Here is an 18,817-nt window from a genome sequence, read left to right on the forward strand (position 1 = left end):
GCGCAGACGGTGCAGGTGTCGGCCTACCCGGACGCGTACGCGCAGTGGGAGAAGCAGGCCACCGACCTCGTCAACCAGCACTGGACCAAGTAAGAACGCCACGAAGGCCGGCACCCCGGGCAGGGGTGCCGGCCTTCAGCGGCTCACCGGGCGGCGGCAGTGGTAGACCAGGGCCGGTGGCAGGTTCGCCCAGACCGTCCGCCCGATCGTCACCTCCTCGAACGCGCCGGTCAGCAGGTGCCGGAAGCGGCGGGCCGGCCGGGTCGCGAGCGCGTGCCGGTACGCGAACGTGGTGAACACGCCGCTCGGCCGTAGCGCCGCCCGCACCGCGTCGAGAACGGCCAGTTGCCGCCCGGCGCCGAAGGCCGCCCAGGGCAGCCCGCTCACCACCACGTCGGCGGCGGGAAGGTGCCGCTCGGTCAACACCCGGTCGAGGGTGGCCGCGTCGGCGCGTACCACCTCGACGGCGGCGTGACGACGTGCCAGCGCGGCGGCGAAGCTCGGGTTGAGTTCGACCGCCAGGTGCTGGCCGCGCCCGGCCAGCCGTTGCTGGATGGCCCGGGTGAAGGCGCCGGTGCCGGGGCCCAGCTCCACCACCAGCGGATGCCCGTTGCGGGGCACGGCGGCGGTGATGTCCCGGGCGAGAACCGACCCGCTCGGCAACACCGCGCCGGTGGCGAACGGGTGCCGGGCGAACTGGCCGAGGAAGGTGGAGGCGTCGCTGATCACGCCGACCGACGGTAGGCGCGCGGACGCCGCCCCGATCTCGTGCGGCGGGCCGGCACACCGGCCAGTCGGAGGAGGGGCGCCGGCCGGTGGAAGGGCTGGCCGCGGCGTCCGGCTCCGTATGGTGGCCGCATGGGGAGCAGGCGGTGGAGCTGGTGGCCCGAGCTGCTGCTCGGGCTCGGCACGGCCGCGCTGGGGTTGATCAGCACTCGGATCGTCATCCCCGGCATTCCGCGCGAGGCGTGGGCGGGGGTCTTCGCGGTGCTCACCGGCCTGGTCCTGGTGGGCGTCCGGCGCTGGCCGTGGCCGGTGCTGCTCGCCACGTCGGCGCTGCTGGTGGTGGCCGACGTGGTGACGGTGACCGGCGCGGACACCGCCCAGTTCGCCGCCGCGGTCGCGTTGGGCTACGTCGCGTACCGGTCGAGCTGGCCGGCCACGGCCGCCGGGTACGCGTTGCTGCTGACCGTGACGCTGATCAACGTGATCGACCCGGGCAACACGGAGGTCCTCCGTGGCGGTGTCGGCGTGTTGCGGCTGGTGATGCTGGCCGGGATAACCGCCGCGCCGGTGGCGTTCGGCCGCTATCTCAGCGGCGTGCGCCAGGCCGCCACCGCGGCCGAGGAGCGGGCCCGGGAGGCGGAGGAGCGGCGGGCGACGGAGGCCCGGATGGTTTGGCTGACCGAGCGCACCGCGATCGCCCGGGACCTGCACGACATCGTCGCGCACCACGTCGCGGCGATCGCGCTGCGGGCCGGCGCCGCCCGGTACGCGGTGCAGCACACCGGCCGCCCCGACGAGGCGGTGTTGGCGCTCGACGAGCTGCGGGACACCGCCGGCCAGGTGCTGGACGAGCTGCGGGAACTGCTGGAGGTGCTCCGTGACCCGGACGCGGTGGCGCCGGCCGAGACCTCGGTCGACCCGGCGCAGGTGATCCGGGACGCGGCCCGGCGGGTACGGGAGGCCGGCCTGGCGGTGCAGGTACGGATGCCCGAGGTGCTGGACATGCCGCTGGTGGGTGGCACGACCGCGGCCCGGGTGGTGCAGGAGGCGCTGACCAACAGCCTGAAGCACGCCGGGCCGGGCGCGGTCGTCTCGGTCGACGTCCAGGTGACCGGTGGCGCGTTGCTGATCGAGGTGTGGGACAGCGGCCCGGCCCGTCCGGGCCCTCGGCTGCCGGCCTCGGGGCACGGGCTGCGGGGCATGCGGGAGCGGGTGGGCCTGCTCGGTGGGACGCTCGTCGCGGGTGGCACCGAGGGCGGCGGCTGGCGGGTCCGGGTGCGGCTGCCGATCAGGGAGAACGAATGATCAGAGTGTTGGTGGTCGACGACCAGACGCTGGTCCGGGCCGGGGTCGGCCTGGTGCTGCGGACGGCCGGGGGCTTCGAGGTGGTGGGCGAGGCCGGCGACGGCCACGAGGCGGTCCGGCTCGCCGAGCGGCTACGGCCGGACGTCATCCTGATGGACCTGCGGATGCCCCGGCTGGACGGCATCGAGGCGACCCGGCGGATCCTGCGGCAGCAGCCGGCGGCCCGGGTGCTGGTGCTGACCACGTTCGCGGACGACGCGAACGTCTACGGGGCGCTCGGCGCGGGCGCGCAGGGCTACCTGGTGAAGGACGGCGCCCCGGAGGAACTGGTCGACGCGGTCCGGCGGGCCGCCCAGGGTGAGCCGCTGCTCGCCCCGCCGGTGCTGGCCCGGGTGCTGCGCCGCGCGCTCGCCGCGCACGACCGCGACCGTACCCCCGATCCGGCCGTCGCGGGGCTCGGGCTGCTCAGCCCGCGGGAGCGGGAGGTGCTGGCGCTGGTCGGGGCGGGACTGTCGAACGCGGAGATCGCCGCCCGGTTGCACCTCGGCGTGACCACGGTGAAGACGCACGTCTCGGCCGCGATGGAGAAGCTGGAACTGCGGAACCGGGTGCAGGCCGCGGTGGTGGCGCACCGGCTCGGCCTGGTCGACGACGGGTTCAACCCGGTGCCGGATCCGGGTGGACCCTAGGGCCACGACCGGCCACCCGGAGGACCCGCCCCGGCCGCGGGCAGGACGTCACCGGCCGACGCCGCGACGACGCTGGTAGGCATGATCTTCCTGGACTCCCTGGTGGACCGGCTCGACACCCTGCCGCCGGGCCTCCTGCTGCTGGTCGCGGCGGCGGTGCTCGCCGGCGAGGTGGGGCTGCTGGCCGGGCTGGTGCTGCCGGCCGCGACCACCATGCTGACGGTCGGCCTGCTGGCCCGTTCCGGCCGCGTCGACCTGGGCGCCGCGCTGGCGGTGACCACCACCGCCGCGTTCGTCGGGGATCAGCTCGGCTATCTGGAGGGACGGCTGCTCGGCCCCCGCCTGCGTGGCGGGCCGGTCGGCAGGTGGGTGGGGGAACCTCGCTGGCGGCGGGCCGAGGCGCTGGTCGCCGCCCGGGGCGGGACCGCGGTGCTGCTGGGTCGCTGGACGGCGTTCGCCCGCACGCTGGTGCCCCGGGTGGCCGGGGCGGCCGGGTTGCCGTACCGCCGGTTCGTGCTCTTCGACGGCCTGGCGGTCGTCGTCTGGGTGCCCGGCACGGTGCTGGTGGGCTGGGCGGCCGGCGGACTGCCAGCCGGTCTCCCGGCCGCCGCCGGGGTGGCGGTGGTGGTGGCGGTCGCGCTCGCGGTGGCGTTCCGCCGTCTGCGGGTACGCCGACGGCGCGCGGCCCGCCGCGCCTGCTCCGGGCCGGTGCCGGCGCGGGCGGGCGGCGCCCGCCGCCGGCCGGGTTCCCGCCGTCCGGGGGAGGGCCGGACCGCGCCCGTCCGGCGGGGCGCGGTCGACCGCTGCTGACCCGGCCGGCTGCTCCGCCGGAAACCGGTCACCGGGTACGACTGGCTGCCGTCAGGTCGGGTATGCGGGCCTGCGCGTGGTGCGGCCCGCCGACGGTCAGCGCTTCCCGCCCGGCACCCATAGCACATCGCCGCCCGGATTAGCCGTTCTTGACAGGATAAAGAGCAGATCGGAGAGCCGGTTGAGATACTTTGCCGGGAGCGTGCTGGTCCGATCGGGGTCGTGCGCGACCAACGCCCATGCCGCACGCTCGGCGCGCCGGGCGGTCGTCCGTGCCACGTGCAGCAGCGCCGCGCCCGCGGTGCCGCCGGGGAGGATGAAGGAGTCGAGCTTGCCCAGGCGCGCGTTGAACTCGTCGCACCAGCCCTCAAGGCGCTCGACGTACTCCTCGGTCACCCGCAGCGGCGGGTACTCCGGGTCCGGCTCGACCGGTGTCGCCAGGTCCGCGCCGACGTCGAACATGTCGTTCTGCACGGACTCCAGCACCCCCCGCAGCTCGTCCGGGAGCTGCCCCAGGGCGAGCGCGACGCCGATCGAGGCGTTGCACTCGTCGACGTCCGCGTACGCGGCGATCCGCGGATCGGTCTTCGGCACCTGCTCGTTGTTGCTCAGCCTGGTCATGCCGGCGTCGCCGGCCTTGGTGTAGATGCGCGTGAGGTGGACGGCCATGACGCACAGCCTACGGATACCGGACCTGACCATCCCGGTACGGCCCGACCGGCCGACCGCGGTGGGGCCGGGTGACGCCGGCGACCCGGCGGTCAGCGACGTCGACGTCATCCGGGTACGCGGGGACGCCCGGCTGGCCGGCACCGTGCACGTGGTGGGCGCGAAGAACTCGGCGTTGAAGCTGATGGCCGCCGCGCTGCTCGCACCCGGCCGTAGCGTGATCACCAACGTGCCCCGGATCACCGACATCGCGATCATGGGTGAGGTGCTGCGCCGGCTCGGCTGCGGCGTACGCTTCGGCCCCGACGACCCGGTCGACCCGATGGTCGCCGGCGGCGGCAAGGAACGGTCCCGCTCGGTCGTCATCGACGTGCCGGAGCGGCCGGGCGCGGAGGCCGACTACGACCTGGTCCGCCGGCTGCGCGCGTCGATCTGCGTGCTCGGCCCGCTGCTGGCGCGGCGCGGGCACGTCCGGGTGGCCCACCCCGGCGGCGACGCGATCGGCTCGCGCGGCCTGGACATGCACATCGCGGGGCTGGCCCGGATGGGCGCGGACATCTCCGGTGAGCACGGCTTCGTCATCGCCGAGGCGCCCGACGGGCTGCACGGCGCGGACATCGTGCTGGACTTCCCGAGCGTGGGCGCCACCGAGAACCTGGTGATGGCGGCGGTGCTGGCCCGGGGCACCACGACGATCGACAACGCGGCCCGGGAGCCGGAGATCGTCGACATCTGCACCATGCTGAACCGGATGGGCGCCCGGATCTCCGGCGCCGGTTCCTCGACGGTGCAGATCGTCGGCGTGCCCGACCTGCGCCCGGTGCGGCACGCCACGGTGGGGGACCGGATCGTGGCCGGCACCTGGGCGTTCGCCGCCGCGATGACCCGCGGCGACGTCACCGTGACCGGCCTCGACCCGGCCTACCTGGAGGTCGCGCTGGACAAGCTGGTCTCGGCCGGCGGGCTGGTGGAGACGCGCGGCGACGCGTTCCGGGTCCGGATGGACGACCGGCCGGCGGCGGTGGACGTGGTCACGCTGCCCTATCCGGGCTTCGCCACCGACCTGCTGCCGATGGCGATCGGGCTGGCCGCGGTGAGCCACGGCGGCTCCCTGATCACGGAGAACATCTTCGACGGCCGGTTCATGTTCGCCAACGAGATGATGCGGCTCGGCGCGGACATCCGCACCGACGGCCACCACGCCCTGGTCTGCGGCCGGGAGCGGCTCTCCGGCGCCCCGGTCCGGGCCACCGACATCCGGGCCGGCGCCGGCCTGATCATCGCCGGGCTGTGCGCGGACGGGCTCACCGAGGTCTCGCACGTGCACCACGTCGACCGGGGCTACCCGGACTTCGTGGCGGACCTGCGGGCGCTCGGCGTCGAGGTGGAGCGGGGCACCGCGCCGGAGGAACCGGACCTGGCCATCTGACGGTCCTTATCTCTCGTTAAGTAGGGTTCTCCCAGACGTTGTCGGAAACGGGCGAGGGAGAAGCAGATGGCGGGTCGACTGGCGGTCGTCGGTGCCGGGCTGATGGGCTCGGGCATCGCCCAGGTGGCGGCGCAGGCGGGCTGGCAGGTGACGCTGCGCGACGTCGACGACGCGGCCACGAAGCGGGGCGTCGACGGCATCCGGAAGTCGCTGGCGAAGTTCGCCGAGAAGGGCAAGATCGAGGCGTCCGACGTCGAGGCGACGCTGGCCCGGATCACCCCGACCACCGAGCTGGAGGCGGCGGCCGACGCGGACATCGTGGTCGAGGCGGTCTTCGAGAAGATCGAGATCAAGCACGAGGTGTTCCGCGCGCTGGACAAGATCTGCAAGGCGGACGCGGTGCTGGCCACCAACACCTCGGCCATCCCGGTCACCCAGATCGCCACCGCCACGCAGCGTCCGGAGTCGGTGGTCGGCACCCACTTCTTCTCGCCGGTGCCGATGATGAAGCTCTGCGAGCTGGTCCGGGGCTACAAGACCGCCGACGCGACGATGGACACCGCCCGGTCGTTCGCCGAGGAGATCGGCAAGACCGTCGTGGTGGTCAACCGGGACATCGCCGGTTTCGTCACCACCCGGCTGATCTGCGCGCTGGCGATGGAGGCGGTCAAGCTGGTGGAGTCCGGCGTGATCTCCGCCGAGGATCTGGACACCGCCTGCAAGCTGGGCTTCGGGCACGCCATGGGCCCGCTGGCCACGGTCGACCTGACCGGCGTGGACGTGCTGCTCAACGCCACCCGCAACATCTACACCGACACGGCGGACGAGAAGTTCTTCCCGCCGGAGCTGCTCCAGCGCATGGCCACCGCCGGTGACCTGGGCCGCAAGTCCGGCCAGGGCTTCTACCCGTACTGAGCGGGTCGACCGCCCCGCCCCGGACGACTCACGGCCGGGGCGGGGTGAGCGCGCCGCCGATCAGCGCGAACGCGTCCGGGATGACGGTGCCCCAGTAGCCGAAGTTGTGTCGCCCGTCGGCCCAGGCCGCGCGTACCGGGCGTTCGGGCAGCACCCGGGCCAGCGCGCGGACGTCCTTCAGGAAGTTGTCCTGCCGGCCGCACCAGAGCCCGACCGGTGTGCCGCGCAGCCTGTCGACGCCGGTGAAGACCGCGTCGCCGCGGCCGACCGCCGGTGAGAAGGCCGCGACCATCCGCAGCCAGTCCGGGTACGTCTCAGCGAGCAGCAGCGCCCCGAAGCCCCCCATCGACCAGCCCCAGACGGCCAGCCGGCTGCTGTCGAAGCCGCGCCGGGCGCACCAGGCGGGCACCTCCTCGCGCACCATCCGCTGCGGGTCGTCGTTGCCCGACGGGCGCCAGGAGAGCCGGCCGCCGGTGGCGCCGGCGAGCGCGAACGGCGGGGCGCCGCGACGTACCGCGTCGGTGAGGAAGCGGGCCAGCCCGAACCGGCCGTAGTCGCGCGGGGTGGCCGAGGCGCCGTGCAGGACCAGGCAGACGGGCAGGCCGCGACCGTCGCCGTATCCCTCGGGCACGGCGGTCCAGAAGTCCACCTCCCGGCCCCGCGCTCCGGAGGCGATCCGGATCAGCCGTTCGTCGCCGGCCGGTGCGTCCGGCAGGGTGGGGCCGGGCCCGGGGCGGGGCTCGGCGAGCTGCCGGGCGGCCAGGCCGCCGACCAGGCCGGCGACGGCGATCCCGCCGGCGGCGGTCAGCACCGTCCGCCGGCTCAACGTGCGTCCCATGCCGGCGAGTGTGCCACCTCGGGTTAGGCGGGGCCCCTTCCTATACGCCAGGCGTCAAGAAGGGGCTCCGCCTCGCACCTCAGCCGTCGCGGCGGGTGGTCCAGCGGAAGGTGGTCAGGCAGAGGACCAGGCCGATCACGCACCATGCGCCGAGCACCAGCGCCACCTTGCCCAGCTCGAACGAGCCGCCCGGCTCCTGACCGCCGAAGCTGTCCGGCAGGAAGACCGAGCGCAGGCCCTGGCACATCCACTTCAGCGGGAAGATCGCCGCGACCTGCTGCATCCAGGTGGGCAGGCTGGTGAAGACGAAGAACACGCCGGAGATGAACTGGAGGACCAGCGCGACCGGGGTGACCACGGCCGAGCCGCTGCGGGCGGTGCGGGCCAGCGACGAGATGGCGATGCCGCAGAGCGTGCAGGCGGTGACGCCGAGCACGGCGACCCAGCCGAACGTGAGCCACTTGGCGGCGGTCTGCGGCAGGTCCAGGTCGAACAGCGCCACCGACACGGCGAGCAGCAGCGCGGTCTCGGCGACGCCGATCACCACCACCATGATCACTTTTCCGGCGAACCAGACCCACTTCGGCATCGGCGTGCCCCGGTAGCGCTTGAGCACGCCCCGGTCCCGCTCGATCGGGATCCAGATGCCGAGGTTCTGGAAGCTCACCGTCATCAGGCCGGTCGCGATCATGCCGGTGATGAAGTACTGGGTGTAGCTGACGCCCGGGGCGATCTCGTCGCTGAAGATCGCCGCGAAGATCAGGATCATGATGATCGGGAAGCCCATCGTGAACACGACGGACTCCCGGCTGCGCAGGAACTGGGTGATCTCCAGCCGGCCCTGGCGCAGCGCCAGCGCGCCCGCGCCGGTCCGCCGGGCCGGCGCGGCGACGACCGGGGCCGTCGGCTTCGTCGTGGTGGTCATCAGTGTCCGATCATCCGCAGGTAGACGTCTTCCAGGGTCGGCCGGGTCACGGTGAGGCCGGGCACCTCGCCGCCGAAGCGCGCGGCCAGGTCGTACACCAGCGCCGTCGGCGTCGCGGTCTGCGCCGACCCGGGCGTCCCGTCCGGGTTACGCCAGGAGACGGTCGCCAGCGCCTCCTGCCGGTTGCCAAGCATGTTCGGCGGCGCGACCTCCACCACCCGGCCGGCCGCGATCACGCCGACCCGGTCGGCGAGCGCCTCGGCCTCGTCCAGGTAGTGGGTGGTGAGCACGATGGTGGTGCCGGCGGCGGCCAGGTCCCGGATCAGTTCCCAGAACTCGCGCCGGGCCTCGGGGTCGAAACCGGTGGTCGGCTCGTCGAGGAAGAGCAGCTCGGGGCGGCCGATGATGCCCAGCGCCACGTCCAGGCGGCGCTTCTGGCCGCCGGAGAGCGTGTGCGTCCGCGCCTTCGCCTTGGCGCCCAGCCCGACGCGTTCGACCACCTTGGCCGGGTCGTCGGCGTCCGGGTAGAAGCCGGAGAAGTGCCGGACCACCTCACCCACGGTCAGCTCGTCGAACTCGCCGGTGCCCTGGAGCACGATCCCGACCCGGGCACGCCAGTCGGCGTCGGGTCTGGCCGGGTCGACACCGAGCACCCGCACCTCGCCGGCGTCGCGGTGCCGGTAGCCCTCCAGGATCTCGACCGTGGTGGTCTTGCCTGCGCCATTCGGGCCGAGCAGGGCGAACACCTCACCCCGGTGGACGTCCAGGTCCACCCCGGCCACCGCGACGTTGTCGCCGTACGTCTTGCGCAGTCCCCGTACGGAGATCGCGAGCTGCTGGTCCATGACTCAAGTGTGCGTCCTGCTGCCGTCCGAGCCGGTCCCGGGTTCTCTATATACTCGGGGTATACACTCGGTGTAGTCTGGGTCCATGACCGTTCCCCTGACCCTGCTCGGCCTGCTCGAACGCGAACCGAGCCATGGCTACGACCTGAAACGCGACTACGACACGTTCTTCGGGCGCGGCAAACCGCTGCCGTACGGGCAGGTCTACTCGACGCTGAGCCGGCTGGCCCGGGACGGCAAGGTGATGGTCAGCGACGTCGAGCCCGGCGCCGGCCCGGACCGTAAGCGCTACGTCATCACCGACCGGGGCGCCACCGAGGTGGAGCACTGGCTGACCGAGCCGGTGGAACCGGAACCCCACCTCCAGACCGTGCTGTTCGCCAAGGTCGTGCTCGCGCTGATGCTCGATCGTCCGGCCGAGGCGTACCTGGATACCCAGCGCGCCGCCCACCTGCGCCGGATGCGCGAGCTGACCGAGGTCAAGCGCAACGGCGGGCTGGTCGACGTGATGCTCGCCGACCACGGCCTCTACCACCTGGAGGCGGACCTGCGATGGATCGAGACGACCGGCGCTCGACTCGACGCGCTGCGGACGGAGGTCCGGCGATGACCGTGACGATCGAGGCCCGCGACGTCACGTTCGCGTTCGGCGAGACCCCCGCGCTGCGCGGCGCGAGCCTGGCCGTGGCGGCCGGTGAGGTCGTCGCCGTGATGGGGCCCAGCGGCTCCGGCAAGTCGACGCTGCTGCACTGCCTGGCCGGCATCCTGCCGCCCGACTCCGGCGAGGTCCGCTTCGACGGCAACCGGATCGACACGCTCGGCGAGGCGGAGCGCAGCGCGCTGCGCCGGGACCGCTTCGGGTTCGTCTTCCAGTTCGGCCAGCTCGTCCCCGAACTCACCGCCGCGGAGAACGTCGCGTTGCCACTGCTGCTCGGCGGGGTCCGCCGCGCGCCGGCGTTGCGGGCCGCGCACGGCTGGTTCGACCGGCTCGGGCTGGCCGGCCTGGAGCACCGCCGCTCCGGTGAGCTGTCCGGCGGGCAGGCGCAGCGGGTCGCGCTGGCCCGGGGCCTGGTCGCCCGCCCGCAGGTGCTCTTCGCCGACGAGCCCACCGGCGCGCTCGACTCGCTCACCGGCGAGGAGGTGATGGCCCTGCTCGTCGACACCGCCCGGGAACAGGGCACCACCGTCATCCTGGTCACCCACGAACCGCGCGTCGCCGCGTACGCCGACCGGGAGGTCGTGGTGCGGGACGGTCGAATCAACGCCCCGGCCGGAGTCGCCTCGTGATCGCCCTCGCGCTGCGGCTCGCCGTCGCGGGCGGCCGGGAGGCGCTCGTCCGGCTGGCCGCCATCGCCGCCGCCGTCGCGATCGGCACCGGGCTGCTGCTCACCACCGTCGCCGGCGTGCACGCCACGAACGCCCAGCTCGGCCGGTACGCCGCGACGTACCCGCAGGAGACGGCGGGGGGCGCCACCGATCCGCTGCTCTGGTCGACCCGGTTCGACTACTTCCACGGCACCCAGATCCAGCGCATCGACGTCGCGGTGACCGGGCCGGCCGCGCCCACCCCGGTCGGCGTGCCCCGGGCGCCCGGCCCCGGCGAGTACTACGCCTCCCCGGCGCTGCGGAAGCTGCTCGCCACCACCCCGGCCGACCAGCTCGGCGACCGCTATCCCGGCCGCGACCTCGGCCCTGTCGGCCCGGCAGCGCTCACCTCGCCGGACGCCCTGCTCATCCTCGTCGGCGGCACCCCGGACCGGGTGGGCGCGTTGGCCGGGGTGCGGGAGGTCACCCGGCTGGACGGCAACGAGGCGCCGCTGCCGGAGACCGCGATCGACCTCATCCTGGGCGTGGTGGTCGGCGGGCTGCTCTTCCCCGTGCTCATCTTCATCGGCACCGCGACCCGGCTCGGCGCCGCCCGCCGGGAGCAACGCTTCGCCGCGATGCGCCTGGTCGGGGCCACTCCTCGACAGATCTCGGTGGTCGCGGCCGTGGAAGCCACGCTCGCCGCGGCCGTCGGCGCCGCGGTCGGCTTCGCGCTGTTCCTCGCGTTCCGCCCGCAGCTCGCCGGGATCCCGTTCACCGGCATGCCGTACTTCCCCGACGATCTCGCCCTCGGGGCGCCGGACGTCGTGGTGGTGGCGCTCGGGGTGCCGGCGGGCGCGGCGGTCGCGGCCCGGGTCGCCCTGCGCCGGGTGCGGATCTCCCCGCTCGGCGTCACCCGGCGGGTGACACCGAGGCCGCCGCGGGCGTACCGGTTGATCCCGCTCGTGCTCGGGTTCGCCGGGCTGGGCCTCGGCCTGCTCTACCGGCCCGTCACCGGTGACGGCCAGACCGCGCTCTTCCTGCCGTCCCTGCTGCTGGTGATGACCGGGCTGGTCACCGGCGGGCCCTGGCTGACCATGGTCGGCGCGCGGGCGATGGCGGCCCGGGCCAGCCGACCGGCGGCGCTGATCGCCGCCCGCCGGCTCGCCGACAACCCGGCGGCCGGGTTCCGGGCGGTCAGCGGCGTGATGCTCGCGTTGTTCGTGACGACCGTGGCGGTCGGCGTGATGGGCACGATCGCCGCCGAGCGCGGTCCGGCCCCCCGGGGTTCGCTGGAGGCGGGTCGGCTGTCCTTCTATCTGGGGGACGACGCGCCGGTGCCCGCCACGCTGCTGACCGACCTGGCCGCGGTGCCCGGCGTGCGGGACCCGGTGGTCGTCCGGGAGAACCCGGTGCGCGGCGGCGACCGCGAGCCCGGCGTGATCGCCTGCGCTGACATCCCACCGGCCTACGGGCGGTGTCCGGCCGGGGCGGTCGTGGCCGAGGTGGCGCCGGACCTGGTGCCCTGGTTGGCGTCCGCCTCGGCGGATCGGGTCTGGTCGCCGTCGACGGTCGACCCGGCCGCGCTCGCGCGGCTGCCGGTGGAATCCGTGGCGCTCGACGCGGACGGTCCGGCCACGGTGGAGCGGGCCCGGACGGTCATCGAGGCCGCGTTCCCCGCCTACGTGGTGGCGCCGAACGTGCCCGGCGACTTCGAGTCCGACTTCGCCAACACGATGCGGGGCTGGCAGCGGTTGGCCGACGTGGTCGTGGTGGCCAGCCTCGTGCTCGCCGGATGCAGCCTGGCGGTCGGTGTGGCGGCCGGCCTCAGCGAACGGAAGCGGCCGTTCAGCCTGTTGCGGCTCAGCGGCGCGCCGGTGCGGCTGCTGCGCCGGGTGGTGGCGCTGGAGAGCGTGGTGCCGATGCTGACCGTCGCCGCGGTCGCGGTCGGGATGGGCCTGGTCGCCGCGCACCTGTTCCTCCGCGCGCAGATGGACTACGACCTGCGGCTGCCCGGGCCCGGGTTCGCCGCCGTGGTGGCCGTCGGGCTGCTCGGCTGCCTGGCCGTCATCGCCGCCACGCTGCCGCTGCTGGAACGCGTCACCGGCCCGCAGACCGCCCGCAGCGAGTGACCCGCCCGGTGGGTCGGCCACATGTGCGGGCCCGGCCGACCCACCGGCGCGGACATCCAACTGTGTGGTTTTGCACAGCCGCTTTTACTGAACGGTAACTTAGACTCCGGCCATGGACGACGCGATGCCGGGACGCCTGCCGGAGCGGGACCGCCCGTGGGTGATGCGCACGTACGCCGGGCACTCCTCCGCCGCGGCCTCCAACGCGCTCTACCGCCGCAACCTGGCGAAGGGGCAGACCGGGCTGTCGGTCGCGTTCGACCTGCCCACCCAGACCGGCTACGACCCCGACCACGAGCTGGCCGCCGGCGAGGTGGGTCGGGTCGGCGTGCCGGTGGCCCACCTCGGCGACATGCGCACGCTCGTCGAGGGCATCCCGCTGGCCGAGATGAACACCTCGATGACCATCAACGCGCCGGCGATGTGGATGCTCGCGCTCTACGGCACGGCCGCCGTCGAGCAGGGCGCCGAGCTGCGCCGCTGCGCCGGCACCACGCAGAACGACATCATCAAGGAGTACCTCTCCCGGGGGACGTACATCTTCCCGCCGGCCGCCTCGCTGCGGCTGACCGCCGACGTCATCGCGTACACGCTGCGGGAGATGCCGCGGTGGAACCCGGTCAACATCTGCTCGTACCACCTCCAGGAGGCCGGTGCGACGCCGGTGCAGGAGGTCGGCTTCGCGCTCGCCACCGCGGTCGCCGTGCTGGACACCGTGCGCGACTCCGGCCAGGTGCCCGCCGAGCGGATGGGCGACGTGGTGCAGCGGATCTCCTTCTTCGTCAACGCCGGTGTGCGCTTCGTCGAGGAGATCGCCAAGATGCGCGCGTTCGGCGCGCTCTGGGACGAGATCACCCGCGACCGCTACGGCGTGACCGAGGCGAAGCAGCGCCGGTTCCGCTACGGCGTGCAGGTCAACTCACTGGGCCTGACCGAGGCGCAGCCGGAGAACAACATCCAGCGCATCGTGCTGGAGATGCTCGGCGTCACGCTGTCCCGGGACGCCCGGGCCCGCGCCGTGCAGCTCCCCGCCTGGAACGAGGCGCTCGGCCTGCCCCGCCCGTGGGACCAGCAGTGGTCGCTGCGCATGCAGCAGGTGCTGGCGTACGAGTCGGACCTGCTCGAATATCCCGACCTGTTCGACGGCTCGCACGTGATGACCGCGCTCGTCGACGACATCGTCACCGGTGCCCGGGTCGAGCTGGACAAGGTGCTGGAGATGGGCGGCGTGGTGACCGCCGTGGAGTCCGGCTACCTCAAGAGCGCGCTGGTCGCCTCGCTGGCCGACCGACGCCGGCGGATGGAGGCCGGCACCGACGTGGTGATCGGCGTCAACCGGTTCACCGAGACCGAGCCGTCCCCGCTGACCGCGGCCGGCGCCGAGGCGATCGAGCAGGTGGACCCGGCGGTCGAGGCGGCTGCCGCGGCCGGCGTACGCGAGTGGCGGGCCGGCCGGGACGCGGCGGCGGTCGACGCCGCGCTGGCGCGCCTGCGCGCGGACGCCGCGACCACCGTGAACCTGATGCCGGCGACGCTTGCCTGCGTGGCCGCCGGGGTGACCACGGGGGAGTGGGCCGGCGCGCTGCGCCAGGTGTTCGGCGAGTACCGCGCGCCGACCGGGCTGACCGGCGCGGCCGGGGCCGGCGGCGACGCGAACCTCGCGGCGGTCCGGGAACGGGTCGCCGCCACCGCGCGGGAGCTGGGCACCGGCCGACTGCGGCTGCTGGTCGGCAAGCCGGGGCTCGACGGGCACTCCAACGGCGCGGAGCAGATCGCGGTACGCGCCCGCGACGCCGGCTTCGAGGTGGTCTACCAGGGCATCCGGTTGACCGCCGGGCAGATTGTGGCCGCCGCGGTGGAGGAGGACGTCGACCTGGTCGGGCTCTCCGTGCTCTCCGGTTCGCACCTGGCCGCCGTGCCGGCGGTGCTGGATGGGCTGCGGGCGGCCGGCCGGGGCGACCTGCCGGTGGTGGTGGGCGGCATCATCCCGCCCGCCGACGCGGACGCGCTGCGGGCCGCCGGGGTGGCGCGGGTGTTCACGCCGAAGGACTTCGCGCTCACCGGCATCATCGACGAGCTGGTCACCGTCATCCGCGAGCGGATCTAAGGAGGGGCCCCTCCTTGACGCATTCGGTAGAGGCGGGGCCCCTTCTTGACACCTGTCGGCCGAGCGGGCGGTCAACGGCCCCGGTAGGTCATGCAGTCGGCCATGTCCATGTCCGGGCCGACCGTGATGGCCGGGGCGTGGCACTCCAGATCCGCATTGTGCTGACAGTCGGATCGCGAGCAGGCGCCGACCTGGGCGATCGACTGTTCGATGCCGCCGCGCACCGGCATCTCCACGAAGGTGTGGCAGTGCGCGTGATCGCTGCTGCCGATCGTGATGGCGAAGGCATGGCAGTCGTTCGTGTGGTTGTAGGCGCAGGAGCGCACGGCGCACTCCTGGACCCGTGGCATTTCCATCGACGCGGTCATTCCCGTACCTCCATGGGTTTCTTGCCCCGATTTTAGAGGTTCTGGGGGTTGATGCGGGTCAGACGCGGAAGCCGGCGGCCCGCGCCGCCGCGCGTTCCCGGCGGCGGTCCTTGCGGCGGCGGAACAACCAGACCACGAAGACCACCAGGCCGACCGCGAACACCAGCACCAGCACCGGCAGCAGGATCGCCGCCACCGACATGACCACGCTCGTCGCGTCCTCGGCGGTACTGGCCACCGGTGCGCCGAAACCGGCCGTGGTGGCGTTGACGACCGGTCGGGCGGCGGCCTTGAGCAGGTGCACGCCGAGCGCGATCAGCACGCCCATCACCACCGGCACCCACTGGTGGGTGGAGAAGAACGTGTCCGGGTCGCTGACCGTGACCGTCTCCGAGCCGGATCCGGCGCCGAAGGCCAGACCGCCGGCGGTCGGCCGGACCACGGTCTGCACCATGTCGTTGACGTGGTCGACCACGGGCACCTTGTCGGCCACCACCTCGACCGCCAGCAGGACGGCGAGGATCGCCAGCACCCAGCCGTTGCCGAGCCACTGCCAGCCGCTCGGCAGCTCGATCAGGTCGGTGTAGCGGGCCAGCAGGCCCATCAGCATCAGCGGGATGTAGGCGTTCAGACCCGCCGAGGCGGCGAGACCGGAACCGGTGAGGACTTCGAGCACGATCTCAGAATGGCACCGGTGCGCCAGTGGCGCTCGTCGGCGACGGTCGAGGGCTCGGCTACCCTCGTCGGGTGCGGTTGGTCATTGCGAAGTGCTCGGTGGACTATGTCGGACGGCTCTCGGCGCACCTGCCGCCGGCCACCCGGCTGCTCATGGTCAAGGCGGACGGCTCGGTGTCGATCCACGCGGACGACCGGGCCTACAAGCCGTTGAACTGGATGAGCCCGCCGTGCCGGCTGGAGGAGGCGCCCGGCGTCTGGCGGGTGGTCAACAAGGCCGGCGAGGAGCTGCGCATCACGCTGGAGGAGATCTTCCAGGACACCTCGTACGCGCTGGGCGTCGATCCCGGGCTGCGCAAGGACGGCGTGGAGGCGCACCTCCAGGAGCTGCTCGCCGCCAACCCGGGCACGCTCGGCGAGGGCTACACGCTGGTCCGGCGGGAGTACATGACCGCGATCGGCCCGGTCGACCTGCTCTGCCGGGACGCCGACGCCGGCGCGGTCGCGGTCGAGGTGAAGCGGCGCGGCGATATCGACGGGGTGGAGCAGCTCACCCGCTACCTGGAGCTGATGAACCGGGACCCGCTGCTCGCGCCGGTCACCGGCGTGTTCGCCGCGCAGGAGATCAAGCCGCAGGCCCGGGTGCTCGCCACCGACCGCGGCATCCGCTGCGTGGTGGTCGACTACGACAAGCTGCGCGGCATCGAACGCGACGAGCTGACGCTGTTCTGAGCCGGGCCGAGCTGACGCTGTGCTGAGCCGGGACCGCCCGGCCGGGCGGTCAGCCCTTCCGGCCGTACATCAGCTTGGCGACCTTGACCAGGCGGGCGACGTCGGCCGGGGTGCGCTCGAACGTCATGGCCGGCAGCAGTGAGCGGGCCCGACGGCGGGTGACCGCCTTGGGTCGGCCGAACTCGCGCAGCCCGTCCTCGCCGTGGATCCGGCCGAAGCCGGACTCGCCGGTGCCGCCGAACGGCAGCGTGGACATGCCGGCGAAGGTCAGCGCCGAGTTCACCGAGGCCATCCCGGAGCGCAGCCGCCGCGCCACGGCCACCGCCCGCGCCCGGCCGAAGACCGAACCCCCGAGCCCGTACGGCAGCGCGTTGGCGCGCTCGACGGCCTCGTCGACGTCACGGACCCGGTTGACGGTCAGCGTCGGCCCGAACGTCTCCTCGCGGACGGCGGCGGAGTCCTCTGGCACGTCGACCAGCACGGTCGGGTGCACGTACGGCGGCTGGACCGCCTCCGGACCGCCGAGCACCGCCCGGCCGCCCCGGGCGACCGCGTCGTCGATGTGCCGCCGGATCACGTCGATCTGGGACGGCATGGTGATCGGGCCGAGGTCGGTGCCGTCGGCGCCCACGGTCAGCCGGCCGGCCTTCGCCACCACCTTGTCGACGAACGCGTCGAAGACCTGGTCGACCGCGTAGACCCGCTCGATGCCGATGCAGGTCTGGCCGGCGTTGGTCAGCCCGCCCCAGACGGCCGCCTCGGCGGCGGCGTCCAGGTCGGCGTCCGAGTCGACGATCATGGCGTCCTTGCCGCCGGCCTCCAGCAACACCGGGGTCAGCGTCTCGGCGCAGGCCGCCATGACCTTCTTCGCGGTGGCGGTCGAGCCGGTGAAGGCCACCTTCGCCACGCCGGACCGGCACAGCGCCGCGCCGACGTCGCCGAGCCCGTGCACCGCCTGGAACACCGGCTGCTCCGGCACCACCTCGGCGAACCGGTCGACCAGCCATTGGCCCACCGCCGGGGTGTACTCGCTCGGCTTGAACACCACCGCGTTGCCGGCGGCCAGCGCGTACGCCGCCGAGCCGATCGGGGTGAAGACCGGGTAGTTCCACGGACCGATCACGCCGACCACGCCGTACGGCTGGTATTCCAGGTGGCCGGTGAACTCGGCGAGGATCAGCCGGGAGCGGACCCGGCGGGGCCCGAGCACGCGCCGGGCGTTGCGGGCCGCCCAGTCGACGTGCTCCAGCGCGGTGAGGATCTCCACCACGGCGTCGCCGACCGGCTTGCCGCCCTCGGTGTGCATCAGGTCGGCCAGCTCCTCGATGCGCCGGGCGAGCACGCCGCGCCAGCGCTGGAGCCGGTCCCGCCGGCCGGTGAAGCCGAGCCCGGCCCACCACTCGCCGGCCGGACGGGCCCGGTCGACGGCGGCGCGCACGTCCGCCTCGGTGGCCACCGGGAGCCGCCCGGCCTCCGCGCCGGTCGCCGGGCTGGTCGACACCAGTCGACCGGCCTCGATGAGCGGGGTTCCGGGGAGATGCACTGCGGTCATGGCCGAAGTCTAGACCCGAATATTACTCATGGGTAGGTGGTGGAGGCCCGCTACGCTGCCCGGACCGATGCCCGTCATATCGACACACGTGATGTCCGAACGCGCCCTGTACGGCCAACCGAACGGCGAACGGGAGGTGACCGGCCGGGGTCGCGCGGGTGACCGCGCGGGGGTGGGAGCCACTACGGTGAGGTGGCAGGCTGACGCCGCGGGGCGATGTGGGGTGGAGGTCGACTGTCCATGGAGGAGCATCCGGAGTTGATGCCGTTGCTGACGGTGTCGGGCGGAGCGATGCGCGGGCTCAGTTTCCGGGTCGGCCGCGGCGTGCAGGTGATCGGCCGCGCGCCGACCGCCGACGTCGTGCTCGCCGACCCGCACCTGAGCCGACGGCACGCCACCATCCAGGCCACCGCGGAGGGGGTGCTGCTCACCGACCTCGGCTCGACCAACGGCACCTGGCTCAACGACACCCGGATCACCGGCAGCGTGCCGATCTCCGACGGCGACGTGGTCCGGCTCGGCCGCACCGACCTGCGCCTCTACGATCCCGGCGTAGCCCGGACCGACCCGGTCGGGATGACCTTCGGCGCGCCCCGCCGCGACCAGCGGCCCACGCTGCCGCTGCCGGTCCCGGCGCCCCGGCAGTCGATCGAGTCCCGCGAGGCGCAGCCCGCCGACGCCCGCTGACCGGCGCCCACGCGCGCACTCCCACGCACTCGCGCCCACTCCCACGCCCACGCCCACGTTCACCGTGGGCGCGAATTCACGGAAAGTGTGGCTGTCGCGGCCCGAATG

At 73.7% G+C, this 18,817-nt stretch carries 19 protein-coding genes; 11 read left to right on the plus strand and 8 right to left on the minus strand.

Annotated elements, in window-relative coordinates:
* Positions 1 to 135: 135 nt before the first annotated feature.
* Entirely contained in the window at positions 136 to 729 is a 594-nt protein-coding gene (locus tag ACIA6B_RS26185; RefSeq protein ID WP_396777243.1) for a class I SAM-dependent methyltransferase, read from the minus strand.
* 129 nt (positions 730 to 858) lie between these two features.
* Here ACIA6B_RS26185 and ACIA6B_RS26190 point away from each other — a divergent pair, with 129 nt between their 5' ends.
* From ACIA6B_RS26190 to ACIA6B_RS26200, 3 genes are all read left to right on the plus strand, one after another.
* The gene (locus tag ACIA6B_RS26190) at positions 859 to 2,031 is read left to right on the plus strand and encodes a sensor histidine kinase (protein WP_396777245.1); all 1,173 of its coding nucleotides are present in this window, start codon (positions 859 to 861) and stop codon (positions 2,029 to 2,031) included.
* On the plus strand, positions 2,028 to 2,720 hold the full coding sequence (locus tag ACIA6B_RS26195) for a response regulator transcription factor (protein ID WP_281937587.1): 693 nt from the start codon (positions 2,028 to 2,030) through the stop codon (positions 2,718 to 2,720). The genes ACIA6B_RS26190 and ACIA6B_RS26195 overlap by 4 nt, the downstream gene beginning before the upstream one ends.
* A gap of 81 nt (positions 2,721 to 2,801) precedes the next feature.
* The gene (locus ACIA6B_RS26200; protein WP_396777247.1) at positions 2,802 to 3,530 is read left to right on the plus strand and encodes a DedA family protein; all 729 of its coding nucleotides are present in this window, start codon (positions 2,802 to 2,804) and stop codon (positions 3,528 to 3,530) included.
* A 96-nt stretch (positions 3,531 to 3,626) separates the two neighbouring features.
* On the opposite strand, the gene ACIA6B_RS26205 is transcribed toward ACIA6B_RS26200, so the two are convergent.
* Complete coding sequence (locus ACIA6B_RS26205; protein ID WP_107157005.1) at positions 3,627 to 4,199, minus strand: cob(I)yrinic acid a,c-diamide adenosyltransferase; 573 nt, start codon at positions 4,197 to 4,199, stop codon at positions 3,627 to 3,629.
* Here ACIA6B_RS26205 and murA point away from each other — a divergent pair.
* On the plus strand, positions 4,198 to 5,628 hold the full coding sequence (gene murA, locus ACIA6B_RS26210; RefSeq protein ID WP_396777249.1) for a UDP-N-acetylglucosamine 1-carboxyvinyltransferase: 1,431 nt from the start codon (positions 4,198 to 4,200) through the stop codon (positions 5,626 to 5,628). The two genes, ACIA6B_RS26205 and murA, sit on opposite strands and share 2 nt — an antisense overlap.
* A 66-nt stretch (positions 5,629 to 5,694) precedes the next feature.
* Positions 5,695 to 6,543: a 3-hydroxyacyl-CoA dehydrogenase family protein gene (locus ACIA6B_RS26215; protein ID WP_107157007.1), complete on the plus strand. Its 849-nt coding sequence runs from the start codon at positions 5,695 to 5,697 to the stop codon at positions 6,541 to 6,543.
* Between the two features lie 28 nt (positions 6,544 to 6,571).
* Here the strand turns inward: ACIA6B_RS26215 and ACIA6B_RS26220 are convergent, their stop codons facing one another.
* The 3 genes from ACIA6B_RS26220 to ACIA6B_RS26230 form a co-directional block, all read right to left on the minus strand.
* Positions 6,572 to 7,381: an alpha/beta hydrolase gene (locus tag ACIA6B_RS26220; protein WP_396777251.1), complete on the minus strand. Its 810-nt coding sequence runs from the start codon at positions 7,379 to 7,381 to the stop codon at positions 6,572 to 6,574.
* A 79-nt stretch (positions 7,382 to 7,460) separates the two neighbouring features.
* A complete protein-coding gene (locus tag ACIA6B_RS26225) occupies positions 7,461 to 8,306 on the minus strand; it encodes an ABC transporter permease (protein ID WP_281937579.1) in 846 nt (281 codons plus the stop codon).
* Positions 8,306 to 9,151, minus strand: a complete 846-nt coding sequence (locus tag ACIA6B_RS26230; RefSeq protein ID WP_396777253.1) for an ABC transporter ATP-binding protein — start codon at positions 9,149 to 9,151, stop codon at positions 8,306 to 8,308. Before ACIA6B_RS26230 ends, ACIA6B_RS26225 begins: the two co-directional genes overlap by 1 nt.
* A gap of 85 nt (positions 9,152 to 9,236) precedes the next feature.
* On the opposite strand from ACIA6B_RS26230, the gene ACIA6B_RS26235 reads away from it, so the two are divergent.
* The 4 genes from ACIA6B_RS26235 (at position 9,237) to ACIA6B_RS26250 (ending at position 14,695) form a co-directional block, all read left to right on the plus strand.
* Positions 9,237 to 9,761 carry a PadR family transcriptional regulator gene (locus ACIA6B_RS26235; RefSeq protein ID WP_396777255.1) on the plus strand — a complete coding sequence of 175 codons (525 nt, stop codon included), beginning with the start codon at positions 9,237 to 9,239 and terminating at the stop codon, positions 9,759 to 9,761.
* Positions 9,758 to 10,438: an ABC transporter ATP-binding protein gene (locus ACIA6B_RS26240; RefSeq protein ID WP_396777258.1), complete on the plus strand. Its 681-nt coding sequence runs from the start codon at positions 9,758 to 9,760 to the stop codon at positions 10,436 to 10,438. Before ACIA6B_RS26235 ends, ACIA6B_RS26240 begins: the two co-directional genes overlap by 4 nt.
* Complete coding sequence (locus ACIA6B_RS26245; protein WP_396777260.1) at positions 10,435 to 12,588, plus strand: FtsX-like permease family protein; 2,154 nt, start codon at positions 10,435 to 10,437, stop codon at positions 12,586 to 12,588. The genes ACIA6B_RS26240 and ACIA6B_RS26245 overlap by 4 nt, the downstream gene beginning before the upstream one ends.
* A gap of 112 nt (positions 12,589 to 12,700) precedes the next feature.
* Positions 12,701 to 14,695: a protein meaA gene (locus tag ACIA6B_RS26250; protein ID WP_396777262.1), complete on the plus strand. Its 1,995-nt coding sequence runs from the start codon at positions 12,701 to 12,703 to the stop codon at positions 14,693 to 14,695.
* A 71-nt stretch (positions 14,696 to 14,766) separates the two neighbouring features.
* Here the strand turns inward: ACIA6B_RS26250 and ACIA6B_RS26255 are convergent, their stop codons facing one another.
* Together ACIA6B_RS26255 and ACIA6B_RS26260 are read right to left on the minus strand one after the other, a co-directional pair.
* Positions 14,767 to 15,063, minus strand: a complete 297-nt coding sequence (locus ACIA6B_RS26255) for a DUF1540 domain-containing protein (RefSeq protein ID WP_396777264.1) — start codon at positions 15,061 to 15,063, stop codon at positions 14,767 to 14,769.
* A gap of 58 nt (positions 15,064 to 15,121) precedes the next feature.
* Positions 15,122 to 15,739, minus strand: a complete 618-nt coding sequence (locus tag ACIA6B_RS26260) for a DUF4126 domain-containing protein (protein WP_396777266.1) — start codon at positions 15,737 to 15,739, stop codon at positions 15,122 to 15,124.
* Positions 15,740 to 15,810: 71 nt separating this feature from the next.
* Here ACIA6B_RS26260 and nucS point away from each other — a divergent pair, with 71 nt between their 5' ends.
* Positions 15,811 to 16,470: an endonuclease NucS gene (nucS, locus tag ACIA6B_RS26265; RefSeq protein WP_396777268.1), complete on the plus strand. Its 660-nt coding sequence runs from the start codon at positions 15,811 to 15,813 to the stop codon at positions 16,468 to 16,470.
* Between the two features lie 49 nt (positions 16,471 to 16,519).
* Here the strand turns inward: nucS and ACIA6B_RS26270 are convergent, their stop codons facing one another.
* Positions 16,520 to 18,022, minus strand: a complete 1,503-nt coding sequence (locus ACIA6B_RS26270; RefSeq protein WP_396777270.1) for an aldehyde dehydrogenase family protein — start codon at positions 18,020 to 18,022, stop codon at positions 16,520 to 16,522.
* Positions 18,023 to 18,262: 240 nt separating this feature from the next.
* Between ACIA6B_RS26270 and ACIA6B_RS26275 the strand changes: the two genes are divergently transcribed.
* Positions 18,263 to 18,709 carry an FHA domain-containing protein gene (locus tag ACIA6B_RS26275; protein WP_107157018.1) on the plus strand — a complete coding sequence of 149 codons (447 nt, stop codon included), beginning with the start codon at positions 18,263 to 18,265 and terminating at the stop codon, positions 18,707 to 18,709.
* Positions 18,710 to 18,817: the final 108 nt, after the last annotated feature.

Origin of the sequence: Micromonospora sp. NPDC051141 (assembly GCF_044455765.1) — a bacterium.
Taxonomy (GTDB): domain Bacteria; phylum Actinomycetota; class Actinomycetes; order Mycobacteriales; family Micromonosporaceae; genus Micromonospora.

What these genes read in the sequence shown, in the direction of transcription:
- ACIA6B_RS26240 (WP_396777258.1), top strand. Translation starts at nt 9,758, where the DNA reads ATGACCGTGACGATCGAGGCCCGCGACGTCACGTTCGCGTTCGGCGAG.
- ACIA6B_RS26255 (WP_396777264.1), bottom strand. Translation starts at nt 15,063, where the DNA reads ATGACCGCGTCGATGGAAATGCCACGGGTCCAGGAGTGCGCCGTGCGC.
- ACIA6B_RS26225 (WP_281937579.1), bottom strand. Translation starts at nt 8,306, where the DNA reads ATGACCACCACGACGAAGCCGACGGCCCCGGTCGTCGCCGCGCCGGCC.
- murA (WP_396777249.1), top strand. Translation starts at nt 4,198, where the DNA reads ATGACGCACAGCCTACGGATACCGGACCTGACCATCCCGGTACGGCCC.
- ACIA6B_RS26235 (WP_396777255.1), top strand. Translation starts at nt 9,237, where the DNA reads ATGACCGTTCCCCTGACCCTGCTCGGCCTGCTCGAACGCGAACCGAGC.
- ACIA6B_RS26205 (WP_107157005.1), bottom strand. Translation starts at nt 4,199, where the DNA reads ATGGCCGTCCACCTCACGCGCATCTACACCAAGGCCGGCGACGCCGGC.
- ACIA6B_RS26200 (WP_396777247.1), top strand. Translation starts at nt 2,802, where the DNA reads ATGATCTTCCTGGACTCCCTGGTGGACCGGCTCGACACCCTGCCGCCG.
- ACIA6B_RS26230 (WP_396777253.1), bottom strand. Translation starts at nt 9,151, where the DNA reads ATGGACCAGCAGCTCGCGATCTCCGTACGGGGACTGCGCAAGACGTAC.
- ACIA6B_RS26195 (WP_281937587.1), top strand. Translation starts at nt 2,028, where the DNA reads ATGATCAGAGTGTTGGTGGTCGACGACCAGACGCTGGTCCGGGCCGGG.
- ACIA6B_RS26275 (WP_107157018.1), top strand. Translation starts at nt 18,263, where the DNA reads ATGGAGGAGCATCCGGAGTTGATGCCGTTGCTGACGGTGTCGGGCGGA.
- ACIA6B_RS26270 (WP_396777270.1), bottom strand. Translation starts at nt 18,022, where the DNA reads ATGACCGCAGTGCATCTCCCCGGAACCCCGCTCATCGAGGCCGGTCGA.
- ACIA6B_RS26190 (WP_396777245.1), top strand. Translation starts at nt 859, where the DNA reads ATGGGGAGCAGGCGGTGGAGCTGGTGGCCCGAGCTGCTGCTCGGGCTC.
- ACIA6B_RS26250 (WP_396777262.1), top strand. Translation starts at nt 12,701, where the DNA reads ATGGACGACGCGATGCCGGGACGCCTGCCGGAGCGGGACCGCCCGTGG.
- ACIA6B_RS26215 (WP_107157007.1), top strand. Translation starts at nt 5,695, where the DNA reads ATGGCGGGTCGACTGGCGGTCGTCGGTGCCGGGCTGATGGGCTCGGGC.
- ACIA6B_RS26220 (WP_396777251.1), bottom strand. Translation starts at nt 7,381, where the DNA reads ATGGGACGCACGTTGAGCCGGCGGACGGTGCTGACCGCCGCCGGCGGG.